The sequence below is a fragment of the Lachnospira rogosae (ex Hitch et al. 2025) genome (assembly GCF_040096455.1).
Classification (GTDB): Bacteria; Bacillota; Clostridia; order Lachnospirales; family Lachnospiraceae; genus Lachnospira; species Lachnospira rogosae.
In genome coordinates, this window is sequence record NZ_JBBMER010000005.1 from 156,244 (window position 1) to 179,097 (window position 22,854).

22 protein-coding genes are annotated in these 22,854 nt (G+C 35.3%); 2 read left to right on the plus strand and 20 right to left on the minus strand.

Features of this window, described 5'->3' with window-relative positions; genetic code table 11:
• Positions 1–15 precede the first annotated feature (15 nt).
• From WMO14_RS08445 to WMO14_RS08460, 4 genes are read right to left on the minus strand one after another with little or no spacing between them, the layout of a single operon-like run.
• Entirely contained in the window at positions 16–396 is a 381-nt protein-coding gene (locus WMO14_RS08445) for a DndE family protein (RefSeq protein ID WP_349153667.1), read from the minus strand.
• 3 nt (positions 397–399) lie between these two features.
• Complete coding sequence (locus tag WMO14_RS08450; RefSeq protein ID WP_349153668.1) at positions 400–2,538, minus strand: AAA family ATPase; 2,139 nt, start codon at positions 2,536–2,538, stop codon at positions 400–402.
• On the minus strand, positions 2,525–3,913 hold the full coding sequence (gene dndC / locus WMO14_RS08455; protein WP_349153669.1) for a DNA phosphorothioation system sulfurtransferase DndC: 1,389 nt from the start codon (positions 3,911–3,913) through the stop codon (positions 2,525–2,527). Before dndC ends, WMO14_RS08450 begins: the two co-directional genes overlap by 14 nt.
• A complete protein-coding gene (locus tag WMO14_RS08460; protein WP_021922306.1) occupies positions 3,903–4,235 on the minus strand; it encodes a helix-turn-helix domain-containing protein in 333 nt (110 codons plus the stop codon). The genes dndC and WMO14_RS08460 overlap by 11 nt, the downstream gene beginning before the upstream one ends.
• Positions 4,236–4,390: 155 nt before the next feature.
• On the opposite strand from WMO14_RS08460, the gene WMO14_RS08465 reads away from it, so the two are divergent.
• Complete coding sequence (locus WMO14_RS08465; protein ID WP_349153670.1) at positions 4,391–5,392, plus strand: phosphoadenosine phosphosulfate reductase family protein; 1,002 nt, start codon at positions 4,391–4,393, stop codon at positions 5,390–5,392.
• Positions 5,393–5,576: 184 nt separating this feature from the next.
• Here WMO14_RS08465 and WMO14_RS08470 read toward each other — a convergent pair whose 3' ends face one another.
• The 7 genes from WMO14_RS08470 to WMO14_RS08500 all read right to left on the minus strand — a co-directional run bounded on the left by WMO14_RS08470 (position 5,577) and on the right by WMO14_RS08500 (position 11,881).
• Positions 5,577–6,401 carry a DUF6674 family protein gene (locus tag WMO14_RS08470; RefSeq protein ID WP_349153671.1) on the minus strand — a complete coding sequence of 275 codons (825 nt, stop codon included), beginning with the start codon at positions 6,399–6,401 and terminating at the stop codon, positions 5,577–5,579.
• Positions 6,382–6,777: a helix-turn-helix domain-containing protein gene (locus tag WMO14_RS08475; protein ID WP_349153672.1), complete on the minus strand. Its 396-nt coding sequence runs from the start codon at positions 6,775–6,777 to the stop codon at positions 6,382–6,384. The genes WMO14_RS08470 and WMO14_RS08475 overlap by 20 nt, the downstream gene beginning before the upstream one ends.
• Before the next feature lie 173 nt (positions 6,778–6,950).
• The gene (locus tag WMO14_RS08480) at positions 6,951–7,181 is read right to left on the minus strand and encodes a hypothetical protein (protein ID WP_349153673.1); all 231 of its coding nucleotides are present in this window, start codon (positions 7,179–7,181) and stop codon (positions 6,951–6,953) included.
• A 51-nt stretch (positions 7,182–7,232) separates the two neighbouring features.
• The gene (locus tag WMO14_RS08485; protein ID WP_349153674.1) at positions 7,233–7,664 is read right to left on the minus strand and encodes a hypothetical protein; all 432 of its coding nucleotides are present in this window, start codon (positions 7,662–7,664) and stop codon (positions 7,233–7,235) included.
• Positions 7,665–7,673: 9 nt separating this feature from the next.
• The gene (locus WMO14_RS08490) at positions 7,674–8,165 is read right to left on the minus strand and encodes a hypothetical protein (protein WP_349153675.1); all 492 of its coding nucleotides are present in this window, start codon (positions 8,163–8,165) and stop codon (positions 7,674–7,676) included.
• 533 nt (positions 8,166–8,698) lie between these two features.
• Positions 8,699–10,951, minus strand: a complete 2,253-nt coding sequence (gene pflB / locus WMO14_RS08495) for a formate C-acetyltransferase (protein ID WP_055175785.1) — start codon at positions 10,949–10,951, stop codon at positions 8,699–8,701.
• Between the two features lie 231 nt (positions 10,952–11,182).
• Positions 11,183–11,881, minus strand: coding sequence for a Crp/Fnr family transcriptional regulator (locus tag WMO14_RS08500; protein WP_022501837.1), 699 nt, complete (start codon positions 11,879–11,881; stop codon positions 11,183–11,185).
• Positions 11,882–12,312: 431 nt separating this feature from the next.
• On the opposite strand from WMO14_RS08500, the gene WMO14_RS08505 reads away from it, so the two are divergent.
• The gene (locus WMO14_RS08505; protein WP_022501838.1) at positions 12,313–12,918 is read left to right on the plus strand and encodes an ATP-binding protein; all 606 of its coding nucleotides are present in this window, start codon (positions 12,313–12,315) and stop codon (positions 12,916–12,918) included.
• Between the two features lie 260 nt (positions 12,919–13,178).
• Here the strand turns inward: WMO14_RS08505 and larC are convergent, their stop codons facing one another.
• The 9 genes from larC to WMO14_RS08550 all read right to left on the minus strand — a co-directional run bounded on the left by larC (position 13,179) and on the right by WMO14_RS08550 (position 22,668).
• Positions 13,179–14,447 carry a nickel pincer cofactor biosynthesis protein LarC gene (gene larC, locus WMO14_RS08510; protein ID WP_022501839.1) on the minus strand — a complete coding sequence of 423 codons (1,269 nt, stop codon included), beginning with the start codon at positions 14,445–14,447 and terminating at the stop codon, positions 13,179–13,181.
• 343 nt (positions 14,448–14,790) lie between these two features.
• Positions 14,791–15,102 carry a thioredoxin gene (trxA, locus tag WMO14_RS08515; RefSeq protein WP_055175797.1) on the minus strand — a complete coding sequence of 104 codons (312 nt, stop codon included), beginning with the start codon at positions 15,100–15,102 and terminating at the stop codon, positions 14,791–14,793.
• A gap of 2 nt (positions 15,103–15,104) precedes the next feature.
• Complete coding sequence (locus WMO14_RS08520) at positions 15,105–15,464, minus strand: DUF3783 domain-containing protein (RefSeq protein ID WP_022501848.1); 360 nt, start codon at positions 15,462–15,464, stop codon at positions 15,105–15,107.
• An 80-nt stretch (positions 15,465–15,544) separates the two neighbouring features.
• Complete coding sequence (locus WMO14_RS08525) at positions 15,545–16,510, minus strand: putative ABC transporter permease (protein ID WP_022501849.1); 966 nt, start codon at positions 16,508–16,510, stop codon at positions 15,545–15,547.
• A gap of 239 nt (positions 16,511–16,749) precedes the next feature.
• On the minus strand, positions 16,750–17,094 hold the full coding sequence (locus WMO14_RS08530) for a LytTR family DNA-binding domain-containing protein (RefSeq protein WP_022501850.1): 345 nt from the start codon (positions 17,092–17,094) through the stop codon (positions 16,750–16,752).
• Between the two features lie 103 nt (positions 17,095–17,197).
• Positions 17,198–18,163: a calcium/sodium antiporter gene (locus tag WMO14_RS08535; protein WP_022501851.1), complete on the minus strand. Its 966-nt coding sequence runs from the start codon at positions 18,161–18,163 to the stop codon at positions 17,198–17,200.
• 39 nt (positions 18,164–18,202) lie between these two features.
• On the minus strand, positions 18,203–18,760 hold the full coding sequence (locus WMO14_RS08540; RefSeq protein ID WP_022501852.1) for a manganese efflux pump MntP: 558 nt from the start codon (positions 18,758–18,760) through the stop codon (positions 18,203–18,205).
• 310 nt (positions 18,761–19,070) lie between these two features.
• On the minus strand, positions 19,071–21,410 hold the full coding sequence (feoB, locus tag WMO14_RS08545) for a ferrous iron transport protein B (RefSeq protein WP_022501853.1): 2,340 nt from the start codon (positions 21,408–21,410) through the stop codon (positions 19,071–19,073).
• A 55-nt stretch (positions 21,411–21,465) separates the two neighbouring features.
• Entirely contained in the window at positions 21,466–22,668 is a 1,203-nt protein-coding gene (locus tag WMO14_RS08550; RefSeq protein ID WP_022501854.1) for a VanZ family protein, read from the minus strand.
• Positions 22,669–22,854: the final 186 nt, after the last annotated feature.

Here is a 22,854-nt window from a genome sequence, read left to right on the forward strand (position 1 = left end):
TTTTCCTCTTTCCTGTTATACGGTATCTCCATCACCCAATACTTGCAAAATGTACTTATCCATATTTCCAGCGTGATTGTACATATCAAGTAATAGCTTACTTCCCCTATCTATATGCGCTTTAACATACTGTGGAAAGTACTCTTCATCTGTCAGGTATCTTCCTTCCACCTGCTCTATAAGCACCTTAAAATATATATCATTATCTCCAGTAATTGTTTGCCTATTTAGATCTAGCCCGTCAGAATCTGACTTATAATCAGCAACAGATGTTTTTTCTAATATAGACCACGCTATTGCATGCTTTACCAATGTATATGGTTTGTAATTTGTTCTATTTTCTAGTTCCTCAAAGATTTCTTGTGTTCTCTTTGATGTTTTTAATCTAAATATCATTGGTTACACCTCAAAAAAGTAATTATTCTTAATTGTAGTTCTGTTTTCGTTTTCGTCATTGATTAACAGATACTCTTTAGAAACATAAGGTTTTACTATCTTATAGTACTCCTCATTTATTTCTTCATCCGTAGACAGAATAATTACCTGATCACTAATATTAGGAAAGAACTTCTCTGAGATTTCTCTCCTATGATTTGCATCAATTCTCGCATACGGAGTATCAATAATAAACGGGACATTCTGTCCTGATATCTCAATTATCGCCCAATATAATGCCAAGATAAAAATCTGACGCTCTCCCTTTGATAATCTTCCCAATTCAATCTTCTTATACAATCGAATTGGTTCCTGCCCAAAATCAGATTCAGACTTATTTTTTAACACATTTATTGAAGTACCTTCCAACATTTTGACTAGTCGCTTTTCACCTTTAGTACCAATAAGATTTGTAAATTCAGAATTACCCAAATTCTTATATAGTGTCAAAAGTTCCTTGCCATTGTATTCCTCGTCTTGATACAAATTGAAATCAAAATTCTTTCCAATTTCAATATGCGTTATCAAATTATTCTTTCTATAAATTGACTTCAATTTTTGAACAATATCCTTTTCTAGTTTCCTTCTTATACTCACAGTCTTCTCTTCTAAGAACTGTTCCATCATAGAAGAAATACCGGAGCTTAGCTCGTACACATGCCTATTCTGAGCATTTGATTTAAGAATTTGCATAGCTTTATCTCTAATTTGTTCTTGCATCTGCAATTCTCTATCAATTTCTTCTAATCTATGTTGTGAATCATACAGTATACTTGATAGGTCATCTTTTTTCTTTAAAATTTCATTTTCTCTCTGAGCAAATTCATTAATGTCCTCCTCGCTCATTGAGTTTTTCAAAATTCTATTAATTTCTGCTGTTCTTTCAGAAGCTGCCCTCCTTTTATTGACCATATCAACCATTGCTGATACATCGAAATCATCCAAAGATGATACAATTCCATTTACTCGACCAATATCCTCCTTTGATAGATCAAACATCATTTCCATGTCTTCACGGAAACCTTTTGGTCTAAATGTATCCAACAGATGATCCATTAACTGATCTACTTTTGCATCGGACACATCACCTTTTAGTAAATCAGATATTGCATCTCGTTTCAACTTACTTTGAACGTAATAAAATATCTCACCTTTTTCTTCAAAATCTAATTGTGCCATAATAGGATTAGCAAAATCTCGCAGTATATAAAATGGCATAAGCCCTTCCACAAACAACTTAATATTTGTAAGTGATTCCGTTTTTACCTTTTCAGCTAGAGCATACTCATCTTCTAACTGTTTTTTCTCCTTACGTGAAATTCCTCCTGCATTTTTAAAAGCAGTCGCCAATTCAATAAGTTGAATATCAATGTTTTCTAGTTCTTTTGTCAAATTGCCTACTTCGACATCAAGTTTTTCCTTTTCGGTTTCTAATGTTTCTATCTGCTGCTTTGCCGATTCATATGTGTCATAGACCTCATCGTCATCATTAGAATTGTTCTTTGTTACATACCCACGTGTGAATTTACGGATAATTTCAAACACATCCATTCCGCACATGGTGAATACTGCATTTCTAACATATGTGTTGTATGCACTGGTGGAGAAAATATTACCAACCTCTTCTCCATCAAACAAAAAGAACTCAAACAGATCTGGAGGAATAATGCTACGCAAATAGTTTTCAAAATATGATAATTCTTGATCGTTCAGTAGCTTTCCATCCCTTGCTACTGTGTATTCCTCTGTAAGCTTTTGATTGGTATAATCCCATTTTCTTGTTATCACATAATTTCTAATATCACGCTCAATCTTAAGTTGTAGCGTTAACTGTACTTCCGATTCCACAACCTCCTGTTGAAATGCTTTTGAATTTATTAAATCTTTAATTTTAGAAATGTAATGACTATTTACACCTACATATCCATATGCTAATGGTCCATACAAAGCAACTTTTATTGCCGTAAAAAGAGAAGTTTTACCTGCCCCATTTTTTCCACCAATGAGTACAATGTTTTTTCCAGCATCTGTTATCTCGAAATCAAATTCATTATTACCCTCATAGGAGCTGAAATTATGTAATTTTACTTTATTGATTTTCATTTTCAATCTCCTCTATTATTTCATAATGTAGCCATTGCTGATTCAATAGCCTATCTATTCCATCTCTAAGTATTTTTTGATTTGAATAGTTTTTATTTCGATAAACCGATAATAACAAATTGCGGATCAATTCCTCTGGCACATTATTTTTCTGAGCCAGATTTTCTAATTCAACAACAGTTTCATTATCAATCAAAGGTTCTTTATAGTCATACCAAGGAAGTTTTTCCCCTGTTATTTCCTCATATAATTCCACTAAAACTCTTCGAGACAAGTCTAGTTCTTGATCCCAGATTTCATCTATTGCTTTCAGTTCATCTAATGTTATAAGTTCATATCCCATAACCTGTTGGGTTTCTAACAACTTTCGAAGAATAAGTTTTCTTGCTTTCCAGTTAAATGGACCGAATCCCATATTACCCTGCTTATCACGATATACCGTTCCATTTCTTCTCTTTTTCTCTCGATATTCTTCATTATCTCGTATACTCATAAGCCAACTTCTAAATTCAGCAAGTGGTATCAACTCTCTATGTCCACTCTTTATAAATCCATTTAACGACTTATCTTCCTTTACAACTGTACATACCCAGCACCCAAAACGTGAATTACCACAGCTCTGTGTCTGACCACCTGCATGAATACCAGCAAAAGGACATTCTCCACTATCTGCATCAGCATAAAGCGATACCAACTCGCTATTATCTGATCCCCAAGGTGTTCTTCCGCCATCACACCTAAGTAAAACATCCCATACATCATCTGTGGTAAGTTCTACAATAGGGTTATAAACATATGCATCTTGTATAGTTTCATGTCGATTAAGAAGTCTATTTGCAAGTTCTCTGCCTTCAATTCTTCTCTTTCGTGCTATACTTTCTGCTTTTCTGACTCCAAGAAGAACAACTACTTCTTTTCCTTCCTCATCAATAACTCTTTGAATATATTCACCACTAGGATTTATTTTTAATCTATCTGTACACCATCTGAATGTTCCATTCATTCTAGGTGTAGGGAATCCTCTTCCAATTACATTTGCCCAAAACGAATTGTTTGGTGGAGGTGTAACCATAGCCGACTTTATTGGTAGCCCATCTCTATCTGCTGCCTGTCCCAATAAATCATTCATTTTACTTAAATATATTTTTATAAGTGGATTTTCAATTAAAGTATCCGAAGATACAATATAAACATTTTTATGTCTATCTTCTGGATCTAATCCCAATAACATCTTATAAACAAGTTCGACCACAGTTGTAGAATCCTTACCACCGCTATATCCTATAACCCATGGTCTGTCATCAGACTTGTAGACATACTTAATTTCTTCAATTAACTCCTCAAGCGTATTTTCGTTAAAATAACTATTCGCCATCTTTATCACCTCTTTGTTGAGCCACTTCGTTTAATAAACGCAAGCTCAGCTCTTTTTTTGTGTCGTCCATAGTTTCAACGACATTTAATATCTGCTGTTCATAGCTGCTTTCCTCAGTGATAAGTGTTCTTCTACCAATAAGTTCATCTAAAGAAATCTTGTATAAATCAGCTGCACCATGTAGAAATTCCACATCTGGTGCCGTGGTATTCCTTTCTATGTTACTTACTCTTTGTTGAGACAAATTGAGAGCCTCTGCTAATTGTTTTTGTGTATATCCATATTTCTTTCTTAATTCAGATAATCTGCTTCCAATTTCCATAGAAATGCCCACCTTTCCAATTGTTTATTGTACTATAATTAAGCTTTTTTCACAATAAAATTTTGTATTTTAGGTCTTGACTAACAAAATCTTTGTATTATAATAAAAATACAAAGATTTTGTTAGTTAAAAAACAGAAAAGGAGGATTAAAACAATGTTTATTTGTAAAATATGCGATGAAGAGTACGATGAAAACATGCGTTATAGTCGTGATTCCAGATACTGCAAAAAATGTGGAGAAGAGCGCACTCAATATCTCTCTTACAGACGTGACACCTTAGCTTCATTGCGTTCTATGCCTCTTGAAGCTAAAATAATTCAGACAAAGTTTCTTATTAATCAAGCTGTTAGAACATTTGGAGAAGACCACTGCTACATATCTTATTCAGGTGGAAAAGACTCTACCGTGTTATCTCATATTACTAAACAATTGTACCCTAACATATTACATTTATTTGCAAATACCACTAATGAATATCCTGAAACCTTAAAACACATCCAATGGGAGATTAAAGAAAACCATACCAATATCATGATTGTCTATCCTATAGATTCTAAGGGAGAAATGTGGAATTTCAAAAAAGTAGTAGAACATTATGGGTATCCTATGTTCTCCAAACGCGTTTCAAACGCCATCAGAACATATCAACATACAAAAACGCCTCGTACTAAGCAAAACTCTATCGATTACATAGAACGCAACTTCAAGAAATATCAAAAATATATGGAATTACCTATTTCTGATAAATGTTGTGACAAACTAAAAAAGGAGCCACTTCGCCGTAAAGCAAAAGAGTTAGGGATGGAATGTGTCATATTAGGAATTTTGGCATCCGAAAGTTACCAACGCGAAAAGGCATGGCTTGAATATGGCTGTAATGTTTTTTATAAATTTAAAGACAACCAATGTAAGCCACTCTCTTTTTGGACTGATGATGATATCAATGAATATATTGAAAAATATAATGTTAAAATCCCAGATTTATACAATATGGGTTATACAAGAAATGGTTGTATGTTTTGTGGGTTCGGAGTTCACCTTGAATCTCCAGAATCCAATCGTTATCAAAAACTGAAAGAAACTCATCCAAAGCAATATGCCTATTTTATTGACAATTTTGACGGCATGATGCTTCAATTTGATATAATTGTATAGTACCTATGCAAGCGAGAAGAGATTAGCAATATTTTTCTCTTTTCGCTTACTTTAAAACAGTGTATCTTCTATAGTGTCCATTGCTTGTAACTTATGAATCTACTCCTCTGGAATAGATTCATACCCATATATACTATTTCATCTGTACAAAAAAAGACGCAGAATCTCTCCCACGCCCTCAAAACTATCTGGCTTTATCTTCTCTTACCTTCTGTACTTCCTTTGCTGTCCCCACCTTCACATCAGCACCGCCTCTAGCCTCAAAAGCATCTGCATTATACTGATACTCCTGCGGCTCAGCGACCATCGGTGAATATACAACCTCTGCTTCCACTCGCTCAGCTTCTGCCCTCTCCGGCTCTGTCTGTTTCTGATTCTTCGTATTGTCCATATGCTTTTCCTTATCAAGCCACACATTCATCGCCAAATTATCCAGCGTATCAATCGAAGCATCCAGATGAAGTTCCATTGTTACAAGCATCTTTTTCACTGCTTTCATAGGTGCAAGTACCGCCTTTGTAATGTGATGTTTCTGCTCTTTCTGTGAGTAATCCACCTCCAGTTTGTCAGCAAAAGTACGGAATGCATTTGCTGCTGTCTGCCCTGCTTCACGAAATACTTTTGCAAGAAGTGCTGTCTTTGCTATATCCTTATCCGTGGTTTTGATTGCACCTCTTACATTCTCCCGGATATCAAGAAGCCTTTTCTTAATTCCTAAGAACTCCGACACCCTGTATAATGCAGTTCTTCCATCAACTATGCTCTTTGCTGTAGATTTCACCTGTGCTTTCACTTCCAATACCTGCGACTTTATCTGCTCACATCTGGCATTAAGTCGCTCCTGTGCTTCCGACAATGCCTTTTTAGCATTATTGACAAGTATATCTTCCTGCATTTCTTTGATCTGATTCTGCATATTGGTGAGTTCTTCCGTCATGGAATCAATCTTTTTCTCCAGTCCATCCACATAGCTGCATATCTCAAATACATCATTTGCCTGCTCTTTCATGACATTTTTCTTTAATAATTCGAGAAGTTCTTTTATGACCTCCTCTGTTGTCCTGTCCTCTTAATAACTGTTCCACCATATGTAAAGCAAATTCTATTTCACTTTCGTCGCGCCGATTCATCATAAATGCAAAACGTTCAATATGCTTTTGCGTATGTTTCTGACTCATCAATACCATAGGTGATGACTCAAGTGCATTTACAATATTAAGATATGTGTCAAGGCTCATTGCCCGTCTGCCATTTTCCACACTTTTTATCGTATCCAGCGATATATCCGCCCTCTCTGCAAGTTCAGCCTGTGTCATTCCAAGTCTTCTACGCTCTTTTCTGATATTATCGGCAATAATTTCGTATATCTGCCCTCTGTTCTCCATAATTTTATCATCCTTTCTGACTTATCGCATTATATCAGAAATTATTACGGAGTCCGGAAAACTGTAATCATTTGACATTTTCATGTAATACTTTGCAGATTTCCTTTAAGCATTGATTCACTTTGCACAATATCACCATAAAGCTTAAATCATTACTAATTACCATCGGAATTTTAATCTTCTAAAACATAAGATACTTTCATTTTTACAGATGAATATTTTGTACCTCCAATAAATGCCGAACCAAGATTAGGCGATGCAATATTAGTTCCCGTCATGTACACAGACCATGTACCTGTAGCTTTTTCTGCAATGAATAAATTGGTTGTAGTTACATTTTCCTTTCCCCAACTAACTATATGGGTTTCACCACTAGGACTTGTAATTGTAAGACTCTTTGCCAATATTACTCCTTTTTCTCCTACTAATTGTAGACATTATTCTAATTGCATACTTCATGCCTTTATATCAAAATTATCTTGCATTATTATGTTTTCACCTGCGCTGCCAGTCTTTTCTTCACTATTTAATGCTTTTCTCGCCTCGCTAAATGCTTCATAAGGTATTCCAAACAGCATACAGAGCCATTTTTTATCTGCTTCTGCAACTTCATTCATAGCAGATAAATTGCCATAAGCCATTGATTGGCTAAGTTTTCCAATTAAAGCAGCTCTGTCTGGGGCTACTTTGCTCACTTCCTTCTTCCTCAAATTCATAAATGCTTTTCCCATATATACATTGTCCTGTGCATCTTTTTGTGCCAGTTCAACAATCTTCTCCTTCAAGGAATCCGTTAATTTCCATTTGTTTTTTTCAGAAGATTTAGAAACAATTTTATTCCAAGTGCCACATAATTTTGCAGTGCCATAATTATTTGATACTTTCATTTAATTGAATCACCTCTCTGTTCGTTCATTTATGTAATCATACAATTCCTTATATGACAGATATCCTGATAAGTTGTTTGCATCATACTGCAACTGCATAAATTCCTTAATCATGCTCATATAGTCTTTCTTTTCATTTATGCTGTCAGAATCATAGGTGATGTTACCATTCACACCACCAGTCGCATTCATGAAATCTCCAAAGGCATTTTTCGTAAAGCCTTCTACATCACTATATGTTGTATATGCAAGCATTTCCAGATAACTTGCATTTCTTGGATCAACACCGTTTATCTGTACATTTGTATCTGTGTAATTTCCTTCTTTGTCCCAATATCTTACCCTGTATTCTGGTTTTGCTGGATCAAATGCATCTGCTTTATATACTGATGCACTACTGCCATCCGGAAATCCCACTGCTGTTAATGCATTTCCGCTATCTTCTGTTCCCGACATATGTAACGTAATATTAGAAGATGTACTTCTTGCAGTTGATAACAAACTGAACAGCTCTCTAAAATTGCAGAAGCATTAGAAGTAAATGTATTTGAATTTTTAGACATAGAGGTAAAATCTGTAAACGATATTATATCTCTTGTTAATAAAATGAATATAGCTACTGATATTGATTGGGATATTGATAATGATAAAGTATGTATTTCTTTTAAGAATAAAGAAATCAATAATTGTTTAAAAGAATACGCTGTAGATTACAAAAAAGACAATATATTAATTGAAAAAACAGAAACTAATCATGAATCTACACTTACAAAACTTATGCTTATAAATGACAAACTTAGATAAAAATAAATCATTACACAGTCGTCAAATTCTCATACAAGCACGGATTTTGGCTCATTGCTCACATAAACTCAAAAATGCAGTACAATCATCTCAGATTGTACTGCATTTTTTGAATACAGGTGGCTTTTTCATTTTTTGTTATAACTTAATGTAACTTATCACCAGTAAACATACAACTTAAAGCCACTTTTATCCCATTTAATTTTCAAGCAATTATACTATTCGTATGATTACATTCTGTCATGGAATGTTCTAGAAATAACATCCATCTGCTGTTCCTTTGTAAGGTCGATGAACTTAACAGCATAACCAGATACACGGATTGTAAAGTTAGCATATTCTGGCTTTTCTGGGTGTTCCATAGCATCAAGTAACTTATCCTTACCGAATACGTTAACATTGAGGTGATGAGCACCCTGATCGAAGTATCCATCCATAACATTAACAAGGTTGTTAATTCTTTCTTCTTCGTTATGTCCTAAAGCGTCTGGATTCATTGTCTGTGTATTAGAAATACCATCTAATGCCCACTCGTAAGGAAGCTTTGTAAGTGAGTTAAGTGAAGCAAGAAGACCATTCTGCTCTGCACCATAACTTGGGTTAGCACCAGGAGCAAGTGGAGTACCAGCCTTACGTCCATCAGGCATAGCACCTGTGTACTTACCATATACTACGTTAGAAGTAATTGTAAGGATAGATGTTGTTGGCTCTGAATTTCTGTAAGTATGTCTCTTCTTAATCTTCTCAAGGAATGTCTTAAGTAACCATACAGCAATATCATCAGCTCTGTCATCATCGTTACCATACTTAGGGAAGTCGCCTTCGATTTCGTAATCTACAACGATACCTGTCTCATCACGTACTGTCTTAACCTTTGCATACTTAATAGCTGAAAGTGAATCTACAACGTGTGAGAATCCAGCGATACCTGTAGCAAATGTTCTCTTAACATCTGTATCAATAAGAGCCATCTCAGCAGCTTCATAGTAATACTTATCATGCATATACTGGATAAGGTTAAGTGTATTAACATAAAGATCAGCTAACCAATCCATCATAGCATCGAACTTATCAACAACTTCATCATAATCAAGATATTCTGAAGTAACTGGCTTGTAAGCAGGACCAACCTGTTCTCTGTTCTTAACATCTACACCACCATTGATAGCGTAAAGTAAGCACTTAGCAAGGTTTGCTCTAGCTCCGAAGAACTGCATTTCCTTACCTGTCTGTGTAGCAGATACACAGCAGCAGATTGAATAATCATCGCCCCATGTTACCTTCATAACATCATCGTTCTCATACTGGATTGAAGATGTATCAACAGAAATCTTAGCAGCATACTTCTTGAAGCTTTCTGGAAGTCTTGAAGAATAAAGTACTGTAAGGTTTGGTTCTGGTGAAGGTCCCATGTTCTCAAGTGTATGAAGGAATCTGAAGTCGTTCTTTGTAACCATTGAACGTCCATCGATACCTGTACCACCAACTTCAAGAGTAGCCCATGTAGGATCTCCTGAGAATAATTCGTTGTATGATGTAATTCTTGCGAACTTAACCATTCTACACTTCATAACGAAATGATCAATAAGTTCCTGAGCTTCCTTCTCTGTAAGAGTACCAGCTTCAAGATCTCTCTGAATATAGATATCAAGGAATGTAGATACACGACCTACAGACATAGCAGCACCATTCTGTGTCTTGATAGCTGCAAGATATCCAAAGTATAACCACTGAACAGCTTCCTTAGCATTAGTAGCTGGCTTGCTGATATCATAACCATAGCTTTCAGCCATCTTCTTCATACCTGCAAGTGCCTTGTACTGATCAGATATTTCTTCTCTTAAACGGATAACGTCATCAGTCATTGTTCCACAACCACAGTTAGCGTGATCCTTCTTCTTTTCTTCCATAAGGAAGTCGATACCGTAAAGAGCAACTCTTCTGTAGTCACCTACGATACGTCCACGTCCATAAGTATCTGGAAGACCTGTGATGATGTGGCTGTGACGAGCCTTTCTCATCTCTGGTGTATAAGCATCGAATACACCCTGGTTATGTGTCTTATGATATTCTGTGAAGATCTTATGAAGTTCTGGATCTGGTTCATAACCATAGTTCTTGCATGATTCTTCTGCCATCTTGATACCACCATAAGGCATAAATGCTCTCTTAAGTGGCTTATCTGTCTGAAGACCAACTACCTGTTCAAGCTCCTTCATAGATTCATCTATATATCCAGGACCATAAGCTGTAAGACCAGCAACAACTTTTGTTTCCATATCAAGTACGCCGCCCTTAGCTCTTTCTTCCTTCTGTAATTCCTGAAGTCTTCCCCAAAGCTTGTTAGTAGCTTCTGTAGGTCCTTCAAGGAAACTTTCATCTCCATCATATGGCTTGTAATTGTTCTGAACGAAATCTCTTACATTGATCTCTTCTTTCCAAAGTCTGCCTTTGAAACCATTCCACTGATCAAAATTTACCATTATTGGTTCCTCCTTAATAAAATAACTGTTAATTTGTATAATAGTTTGTATATTGTATACAAAACTCTCAAAAATATAAAGCGAAATGTTAATTTCTTAACTATCTCTCGCAAGGGTATATTAACACCCCTGTCAATTAATTTCAATACATTTTTTAGTTGTTTTTAGTTTTATACAATGACGGCTTAAATTAACATTTTCTTCCAAATTATGTGTCTTTACAGCGGCAGATTATTGTTTATCACGACATTTTATAATAAAATGATTTTTCCTAAAATCAATTTCTCCATTTTTCTTCATACGGCTTAATTCTGCTGACATTGCACTCCTGTCAACTGAAAGATAATCAGCCAACTGCTGCCTGTTAAATGGTATATCGAACTCATCACTCCCACATTTGGCGGCTCTTGCTGATAAATATGACAATACTTTCTCCTTAGTGCTTCGTTTGGATAAATGTGTAATCTTCTCGTTCATAACCACACACCTGTCAGCAAGCATATATATAAGATTATGAATAAGCTTACTGTGGAACTGGCACGATGAACTGCATACCGTCATAACCTTGTATGTGTCAAGAAATGCAACTATACATTTATCTGCCGCAACAACCTCTACATTGGATGTCTTGTCGTTACTGCATGCATATGCCTCTCCGAATATTTCACCCGCTGACACATATGTCATAATATGCCTGTTGCCCCAGTAATCAGCCTTTTCTATGCTCACATTGCCCTGAATCACCATACCTATTTTGGATATTTTATCGCCTTCATTAAATATAACTTCTTCTTTGTCATACTCGCGAAATGTTATCTCAAGGCATTTGCTCATTCCATTAGCCTCGTCTGGTTCTATACCGCTAAACAGCCTGCTCTTTTGTATAACTCCCATATAATCCTGTGAAATGTCATATAATATTCTGCCCATATTCTTCAATCCTATTCTTCTCTATATTATTCATAAAATAATCTATAAAATCTACGGTGTCTATTCGCAGCCGCTTCCTTTTCTTTTGCACTCATTACATTATAATCTTATTTTTGTTGTATTTACAACATACTTTATTAATATTTAATATTATACTTACCAGGTAGTTAAGATATAATTCAAACTAATCAGCCAGCTATGAAAATATGGCTGAAAATAACCACAACATATACTTATTAAGACATTTTAGCGGGTCTGCAGGATAGAATCCTGTTTCACAGGATTCTCCACCTATGGCGGAACACTTTAGTGGCATCTACATTACCGCCGTATGGTGAATCTGCCCAGAGGGCTTTTTATTTAACAGGAATTTTTATCAGAATTTTCTATTAAATAAAAATACTACTATAAATAGGAGGATTTATTTGATTATGATAAGAAAGATTATAGAAATTAATGAAGAACTCTGCAACGGCTGTGGCTTATGTGCACACGCCTGTCACGAGGGAGCTATTGGAATTGTTGACGGAAAGGCTAAGCTTTTAAGAGATGATTATTGTGACGGTTTTGGCGACTGTCTGCCAGCCTGCCCTATGAATGCAATTCGTTTTATTGAGCGTGAAGCTCCTGAATATAATGAAGCTGAAGTACTTGCTAACAAAGCGGCAAGTGGAAACCAGATTAACAACTGGCCTGTACAGATTAAGCTTGTATCTCCTTTTGCACCATGCTTTAATGGAGCTGACCTTCTTATTGCAGCAGATTGTACAGCTTATGCCTACAGTACATTCCACCACGATTTTATGCGTAACCACATAACACTTATCGGATGTCCAAAGCTTGATATGGTTGACTATTCTGAGAAATTAACCGAGATATTCAAGAATAATAACATAAAGAGCATAACTGTAACACGTATGACTGTACCTTGCTGTGGTGGATTGCAGTATGCAGTTGAAAAGGCTGTAGCTGACAGCGGCAAGACAATTCCTGTAAGAGTTGTAACTATTGGTACTGATGGCAACCGTGTTAATTAATTTTTCTGTAATGCTTAGTGATATAGTACAACTATAAAAATACAGGTGACGGCTATATCATTTTCCCATATCAATAAAATATATTAACCATAACTCTGCCTCTGCAAATGTATAATATCGAAATGCTTTTCCAGGTTTATAATATAAGATTGTCACACGAAACTTATATTTTAATATGCTGACATTACTCAGGACTTTTATATTTCTATGTTCTATATAATGCCAGCATATAATTTCTTGTAACAGTCTTTAATTATTTTTTATTCTCCTATATTCCCAATTATATCCCTCAATGGCACATTTTCTGCCTCACATATGCTCTTAATAGTTTCATATTCAGGATATCTCTTAACTTTGCCATTAGGAAGCGTACACACCTTTACGTCAATTTCACCATATGGTGTACTGACTTTTTCAATTTTTCTTGGAAGAATTGTTCTCTTCATTGCACAACGTCTTATTCCTATTGTCGTTGTTTCCTCAAATATGATATTTTCCATAGTCGTAATATCTTCCTTGCAGCATATTACAACAAGCTCATATGCAGGTCTGTTCTTTTTCATATATATAGGAAGAAAATGCACTTCTCTTGCACCCGCCTTATACAGGCGCTCCATAGTGTATCCTAATATCTCTGACGAACAGTCATCAATATCCGTTTCCAGCTTATATATTAAGTCAGCATTTTCGTCTAAGCTTTCACTATTACTCTCAATAAGCATTGCCCTTAATACTCCCGGAAGCTCATACTCTCTCTTGCCTGCACCATATCCAGTCTTCTTTATTGTAAAATGCTGTGGAAGTGCTGTATCTGTTCTTACAGCCGCTACAATCGCCGCTCCCGTTGGCGTTACAAGTTCGCCTTTAATATTGGTATTGCTTAATTCTATATTATAAGCTGATGTTATATTAAGAACCGCTGGCACTGGTACTGGAATTATTCCGTGCTGGCACCTTATTGTTCCAGTTCCCTCGCTGATACCTGGAACATACACCCTGTCTATATGCAGGTTATCGAAGCATACAGCAAACGCCACTATATCCACAATCGAGTCTACTGCACCAACCTCGTGAAAATGAACATTTTCAATATCTGTAGCGTGTGCCTTGGCTTCTGCTTCTGCTAATATTCTGAATATTTTCTTAGCAAGCTTTTCTGCATTCTCAGTAAGCTGTGTCTGCTCTATAATAGAATATATTTCTTTCAGCCCCCTGTGGCTGTGATGTGCTGAATGAGTATGCGAATGTACATTTTCAAAATTGTGCGTATGCCCTTCGCCATTAAGATGTCCATACAGATATTCCATATCGTGGTCGTGGTTCTCGTGTCCGCTGTCCAGCACTACATTAAAATCACACGAATCTATACCATTCTTTTTAACTCTTGTTATCTTAACCTCATAACCTGTCAGAGGCATAGTTGCAAGTGTTTTTAACAAATATTCTTTATCCGCTCCGGCATCAAGAAGTGCCGCAACAGACATATCTCCGCTTATTCCTGAATAACATTCAAGATATAATTCTCTCATATATGTATAACCTCATTTCTTAGCAAATGTAGTAAAAAGGCAAGCATCATTCATCTAGATAATAAATCTGATGCTGTGCCTGCCCTTTCCTTGTTTACGATATAATATGACTACTTCGTAGTCACTTAGAAGTTTCTTCGAAACTTCGTATGCGTTGAAAAACAACGCAGAAATTATGATATAATATGACTACTTCGTAGTCACTTAGAAGTTTCTTCGAAACTTCAGATGCGTTGAAGAACAACGCAGAAAATATGATATAATATGACTACTTCGTAGTCACTTAGAAGTTTCTTCGAAACTTCAGATGCGCTGAAAAGCTGCGCAAATAGTTAACATTTATTTACTGGCCTATGAATTCCATAACCTGTTCTTCACCTATAAAGCCTATATTAGTTGCAGCAACTTCTCCGTTCTTAAATAAAAGAAGGGTTGGTATTGAAGCTACCTTATACTGTAATGCAAGATTAAGTTCCTTATCTGTATCAATCTTACATATCTTTACATCGTCCTGCTTTGCCGCTACTTCCTCAAGGACTGGTGCAAGCATCTGGCAAGGTCCACACCATGTTGCCCAGAAATCTACAAGCACTGGCTTATCCGACTCAAGTACCTCCTGTTTAAATGTTGCTTCTGTAACGTGAATAATCTCCATAATTATCTCCTTTCGTTTTTCTTTTCAATCTCCATATGATATAATATTTTATTCAATGTCCACGACTTGTTAGTCTTAGTCATAACAGCCTTGTAATCGACATTAAGATTGTTGTTTCTGATACCAAATAAAAGCTTGTCCAGATGTTTCTGTGTAACATCACAGAATATAACTATGCTTTTATCTTTATTAATAAATGGCATAATATCATCAGTTCTGTAATCCTGACTATATGCCAGTACATTTTCTAATGTATCTGAAAGCTTAGTATTGTCAATAACTATGCTTTTTATTCGCATATTAGCCGCCATTGTTATAATCTTTCTGGCATCAGCTACATTATATATTATAATCTTTTCCATATACAATCCTCATTATCCAAACATTTTATTTAATTAATACAATTCCTAAAATCACCAGCAGCCCGGAACTCACATTAAAATCACTTAATCATTCTCTTAATTTCATTCAGTTCTTCCTCGTGCTTTCTTGAAATAGCACCCGGATTACGTTTCATAATTCTGAATACGCTCTTGTAGTTTCTTCCAGTATCAGCCTTAAGATTTACCTTTTCATTTTCAAGTGTTTCTAAAAGCTGGTTAGCCGCCTTCTCGTCCATAATCTTATTCTTAAGACTCTCTTTAACAGCCTCTGTCATTCTCTGTAAGGTTGCAAGCTTAACACCTTTTCTTTCATTCATATCATTCTCGAATGAAATTCTACCCTTAAGCTTACCCACTGAACCTGCCTTATTCATAACACTTGCTTTACCTTCAGCGAATTTTTCTTTCATTTTATTATAATCATCTTCAACAAATGCTGAGGCAACCTCAAGTCTTTTGGCAAGAATTCTTATCTGTTCATTACTATTAGCAAGCTTTTCAATTGCAGCCTTCAAATCCATAGCTTCATTGAATGACTGTGTAAAGTCAACTGCCATAGCTATTGTCAAGACAAATGCTATTATGTCCGTAATTGTATCTGGAAGCATATATACAATTCCCTCTATAGGTCTGTGTACAATTCTTACAAGAAGAACAGAGAACACACCCCAGCCTAATGATACGAACAGACATATATGTCCCATTAAATTTAATGGCTGATTACTGTAATCCCAGTATCTTACGCCGAACATTTTCTCCATACAATATCCTGTAACAAATTCAAGTATTGTTGATGATATCATTCCAAACAGGAATATTAAAGCTATATTATCCCTTACTCCTATAGTACTTACCAATATTACCATTGCACCTGAACCATATATTGGAAGTGCTGGTCCATGAAGAAATCCCCTGTTTACCCACTTTCCTTTTCTGGCTGATACATAACAACATTCCCATACCCAACCAAAGAAACAATATATATAAAAGAATAATAACCACTGCGATACAGTATATGCCTGCATTGTAGCCTCCATTTCTATTAATTACAACATAATAATTACAATATAAAATATGTAACATTTTACCACTTATAATTATTAATTACAAACAGCCAAGCCTTAAAAAACTTGTTATTTATACTTTTTTAATATTCTGACATTCCGCTTTCTTAGGTTATATATATTTCCTGTTATATAAAAGTAAATTCCTGCCAGTACCTTATAGCACCCGACAGGAATTCACCTTTAACTTTGGTATGAATTTAGTTCCACATAAGATTTCTGAACTTTTGTTTGAATTTTTTACTACATATTAGTTCTGTTCCCTCTCTTAATATTATCGAATTAACCGTCATACTACTCACATTCATACAATTAACTATCTCCGACTCATTAATGTACTCAAACCCATATTTCCCCAATAAATTATATACATCCTTCATCTTCCCATAAAATCTATCACTGGCATTATTCGTATGAATCATAATAATTCTGTTGGCACAGCTTATATAGTTGATTTCATCAATTCTGATGCGTACTACTTTAATGCTATTACCATATATTAATACTCTGGTATCCTCATTAAGAACCATCTTATATGTGTTCATATTCCGTCCCTCTCCTTATCTTTAGTGATGCGGTGAAATCGGAACTGCCATATATAATTTTATTACAATTCATATATGACGTAAACAGCCTTATATGCAATATTTATCTTATGCAAATGTATACAAGGTAAGCCACATATGATACAAGCATAACTGCACCATGCCAGTTGACAAGCTTTTTCTTTGACCACGCGAATATCCATACAACCACACTCATAACAACAAGAATAGCAATGTCGATAAGATTTTCTGTTACAAATGCTACAGGACTTATTGCCCCAGCAACACCCAATACAAGAAGAATATTAAAAATGTTAGAGCCGATGACATTTCCCAATGCCATATCCACTTCATTCTTCTTAGCCGCAACGATTGATGTAACAAGCTCTGGAAGACTTGTTCCTAGTGCAACTATTGTAAGTCCGATAAGATTCTGGCTTATACCAAATCCAGTTGCAATTGTGGAAGCTCCATCAACAACAAAATCACCACCGAACTTAATAGCTACTGCTCCACCAATAATGTATACAATACACTGCCATACTGGAAGAATTTTTATCTCTTCATCAACCTCTTCTTCAAGTTCTTTATTAAGTGCCTCGTTACGTGCATTTTTAGCTGATACAATCATCAAGCAAAGGTAAACTGCGAATATTACAAGAAATACTATTCCGTCAATTCTTCCAAGTGTCATTCCAACAGCACCAAGTGCCGCAAGAAGAATGGCACATATGATAGAAAATGGAAATTCTTTCTTTAAAGTATCTTTTGATACCGCCAATGGTGTAAATAATGCACATACACCACACACAACCATAAGGTTAAATATATTAGAACCTATTACATTACTTACAGCTAAAGCATTATTATTGTTAAGTGAAGCTGTAACACTAACTGCACATTCTGGCAGACTTGTACCCATAGCTACAATTGTAAGTCCGATTATCATTGAAGGTACTTTTAATCTTTTCGCAACTGACGAACTTCCGTCAACAAAGAAATCTGCTCCCTTTATAAGAAGCACAAAACCTATAATAAGCAGTAATAATGCCAATAACATTTCTTTCATATATTAATCCTCATTTCTTACTTAATTATAATATTATAACTAAAGTATTCCCAAACCGTCAAGTAATATCTTAATTCCTATAAGAATAAGAATAATCCCTCCACAAAGTTCTGCTTTAGACTGATATTTATCACCAAATATACTTCCAATTTTAACACCTGCCGCTGAACAGACAAATGTAATACAGCCTATAAATAATACCGCTGGAAGAATGGCAACCTTAAGGAATGCTAATGACACGCCTACTGCAAGTGCATCAATACTTGTTGCAATTGCAAGTAATAACATACTCTTAAATCCCATATCATTGCTGACATTTTCTTCTTCCCCTAATGACTCCTTAATCATATTACCACCAATTGCAAGAAGAAGTGCAAATGCAACCCAGTGTGAATATCTGGTAACCATATCGGCAAACAGACTTCCGAGATAATAGCCAATAAGCGGCATCAATGCCTGAAATCCACCAAACCACGCACCGGCAATGCACATATGCTTAGGCTTTATCTTTCCAAGCGACAAGCCCTTACATATAGATACAGCAAAAGCATCCATTGAAAGTCCTACTGCCAGTATAAATAATTCAACAATACTCATTTCTTAATTGTCCTCATTTCTATATTTTATCTGTTGCTCCAAGAAAGATTATAACCAATTGTCATATCATATATAATAATTGATGTTTTAACGAAAACGAATTCCAGTTATATAAAAAAGACCCGCAGACAGTACTGATACTGTCCACGAGTCTCATCATTTAAAGTAATACCGGGCTTATAAGCCATTATGTCGATATAACTGCATATATAAATATGCCGATTACTCCCTCTAGGAATTAGCTTATTGATAATTTATCATCAATAGTCTGATTTTGCAATGTTTTTTTTCGCATACATATTTATCAGAGTTATAAAATTCCAGCAATAATATATGTAATTAATGCCGCAATCCATGCTACAACACACTGAATAACTACAACATATGCTGCCCATTTACCTCCAAGTTCTTTTTTAACTGAGGCAATTGCCGCAACACAAGGTGTATACAAAAGACAGAACACAAGAAATGACATTGCACCCGCAGCTGATATAACAGATACCATCTCTATCGTACTTCCAAATAGAATTGATATCGTAGATACTACACTTTCCTTTGCCATTACGCCTGTAAGTATAGCTGTTACAAGTCTCCAGTCTCCAAATCCTAATGGTTTAAACAACGGAGTAATCATACCTGCTAATACAGCAAGTATACTCTGTCTTGAATCTGCCACAACGTTAAGCCTTATATCAAAATTCTGCATAAACCATATAAGTATTGTTGCAATAAATATAATAGAAAATGCTTTCTGTAAGAAATCCTTTGCCTTTTCCCATAACAAATGTACCACATTCTTAGCACCAGGCATTCTGTAATTAGGAAGCTCCATAACAAATGGAACTGGTTCTCCCTTAAATAATGTCTTTTTAAATATAAACGCCATAATTATTCCAACAATAATTCCTATAAAATACATACCTATCATAACAAGCGCTGCATAATGTGGGAAAAATGCTGCTGAGAAAAAGGCATATATAGGTACTTTTGCTGAACAACTCATAAATGGTGTTAAAAGAACTGTCATCCTACGGTCTCTTTCAGATGAAAGTGTACGGCTTGCCATAACTCCTGGAACACTACATCCAAAACCAATTAACATAGGCACTATACTTCTTCCTGATAATCCAAGTTTACGTAAGAGCTTATCCATAATAAATGCGACTCTTGCCATATAACCGCTATCTTCAAGAATTGATAAAAAGAAGAATAATGTTACGATTATCGGAAGAAAGCTTAATACACTACCAACCCCATTGAATATTCCATCTATGATAAGTGCATGCAATACCGAATTAACATTCATTGCTGTCAGAAGATTATCAACCCCATTTGTAACAAATGTAATTAAAATATCAAGTACATTGGAGAGTGCCGCACCTATAACATTAAATGTAAGATAAAACACAAGTCCCATAATTGCTATAAACATTGGGATACCTGTATATTTACCAGTAAGAAGCTTATCAATCTTCTGGCTTCGTATTCTTTCCTTACTTTCTCTTGGCTTTACAACCGTATTCTTACAGACATCTTCAATATAAGCAAATCTCATATCTGCTATAGCTGAGGCTCTATCCATTCCACATTCTTCTTCCATCTGTACTATAATGTGTTCAATCATTTCTTTTTCATTCTGCTCAAGTTCAAGATGCTTAAGTACAAGTGAATCCCCCTCAACAACCTTGGAGGCTGCAAATCTTTCAGGGTATCCTGCTTTGTCTGCATGGTCACTTATAAGCGACATAATGCCATGTATACATCTATGAACCGCACTGTCCTTGGAACAAAAATCTGATATCTGTGGTTTTTCCTGATATTTTGCAACGTGAATGGCATGACTTACCAGTTCTTCTATGCCCTCACCTTTAGCCGCTGATATTGGTATAACCGGAACTCCAAGCAATTCCTCAATTGCGTTAATTCTTACAGAACCTCCATTGACTCTTACCTCATCCATCATATTAAGTGCAATTACCATAGGAATTCCTAATTCCATAAGCTGCATTGACAGATAAAGGTTTCTTTCAATATTAGTAGCATCTAATATATTAATAATACCTTTAGGTTTGTCCATAAGCAGAAATTCCCTTGTTACTATTTCTTCACTGCTATATGGTGACATTGAATATATTCCTGGCAAATCTGTTATAAGTGTATCAGGATAACCTTTTATAACTCCGTCTTTTCTATCAACTGTAACACCTGGAAAATTACCTATATGCTGATTGGAGCCTGTTAATACATTAAAAAGAGTTGTTTTTCCACAATTCTGGTTGCCTACAAGTGCAAATGTCAGCTTTTCATCATCTGGAAGAGGATTTTCATTTTCCTTATCGTGATACCTGCCTCCTTCACCAAATCCCGGATGTTCCTTTACTATACTATTCATTTTAACATTTTCCACAGCTTTATTATCAATACAATAAGGCTCACTTACCTCTATCTGTTCTGCATCTGAAAGTCTTATGGTAAGCTCATAGCTATGAATTCTTAATTCAACAGGGTCACCCATAGGAGCATATTTTATAACTGTAACTTCTGCACCCTGAATAAGTCCCATATCCAGAAAATGTTGTCTTAATGCACCATCTCCACCTACTTTTAATATTGTAGCACTTTTACCTGCTGGCAAATCTTTTATTGTCACAATCGTACCTCCTGTTATATATTCGAAATGTATCTTATTCGGCTAAATATTATCTTTAACTTGTTAAATTTGTATTATCCTGCCTGCTTATTATGTCACTTCTATGCGTAATTCCTGTTATTCTGTCATATAGCATATTTCTTGTGCTGCTAAACAGACACAATAATAAATCAAATGCCATATATATTGTAATTAAAATACATATCACACATCCTGCTGTAACTGCCCATAATTTTACCCCTTCAAGTTCAATCGCCATACGATAAAAGTTATACGCATATAGTAATGAGGGTACACTTATTGTATATATTATAAAATATCTTATAAACAGCTTATACATTTTTATATGTGGAACTTTATTAATAACCATATCTTTGCAGTCTATAAGACGTATATTAACCAGTGACTTGCCTATTGTCCGCCCTCTTGTAAGCTTTGTCGTAAGTGTGAACACAATAACGATATACAGCGATAAAATAACTACATATCTCACATCATATACCGAACCCAGCACCATTTTCCTGGTAATTATATGCTCGTGCCAAAGCAACAGCATAGCCGCCAGCACTGGAATCATTATAATTACCATATCAATTATCCACGCAACACCTCTCCTGAATTCAGATACAATCTGTCCTCTCTTATATGCAGCCTCATCAAGTCTATCCCTTTTCGGAAGCATAAAAACTATAAGCGGTGTGCATACATAACCTAATACTCCACCTAATGTATTACATATAAGGTCATCAACCTCAAAATACCTATATGGATATCTGTATATTCCATACAGTCCTGAAATCTGTGTCAATTCAAAGAACAGGCTGTACCCAAATGAAAATATAAGCACCTGCCACCAGGGTCTTTTAAAATAATATCTAAGATATACTCCAAACGGAAATAACAGCAGTATATTAAATGCAGCCTGCCAGAAATCAAAACATTTAAACAGGTTAACATATGTAGATGGCTGTGACAAAGTGACATTAGCTGTAGCTATAATTCTCCTTATTGCATCAAACGGAACAAGCAGGACACTCGCAGTATCTGGTGTAACCGAGCTTCTTGGAGGAAGTGGAAGCACTGTCATAAAATATGATGTCAGCATATAGAATATAAATGTATATACAATCCCCGTTCTAAGTATAAGGATTGAACCATATTTGTGATACTCATATAATATGTAAGGTATTGTAAATATTACAGCAAGTATAGGAAACACATAGCAGGCTGATATTATTGGTTTTAAATATACTTCCATTAACTGACTCCTTGTTATCTTATTAAATATGCTTTAGTAATTATCAAATATCCGAATAAGTTTAACACGCATATTGGCTCTTATCAATATTTTTTATCAATAACCGGTGTAAAGTGAAATTTATAAAAATTTGTTGTAAATTAGATAATTCACAGTTGACAGTATCTCTATGCAATGAGAGAATAC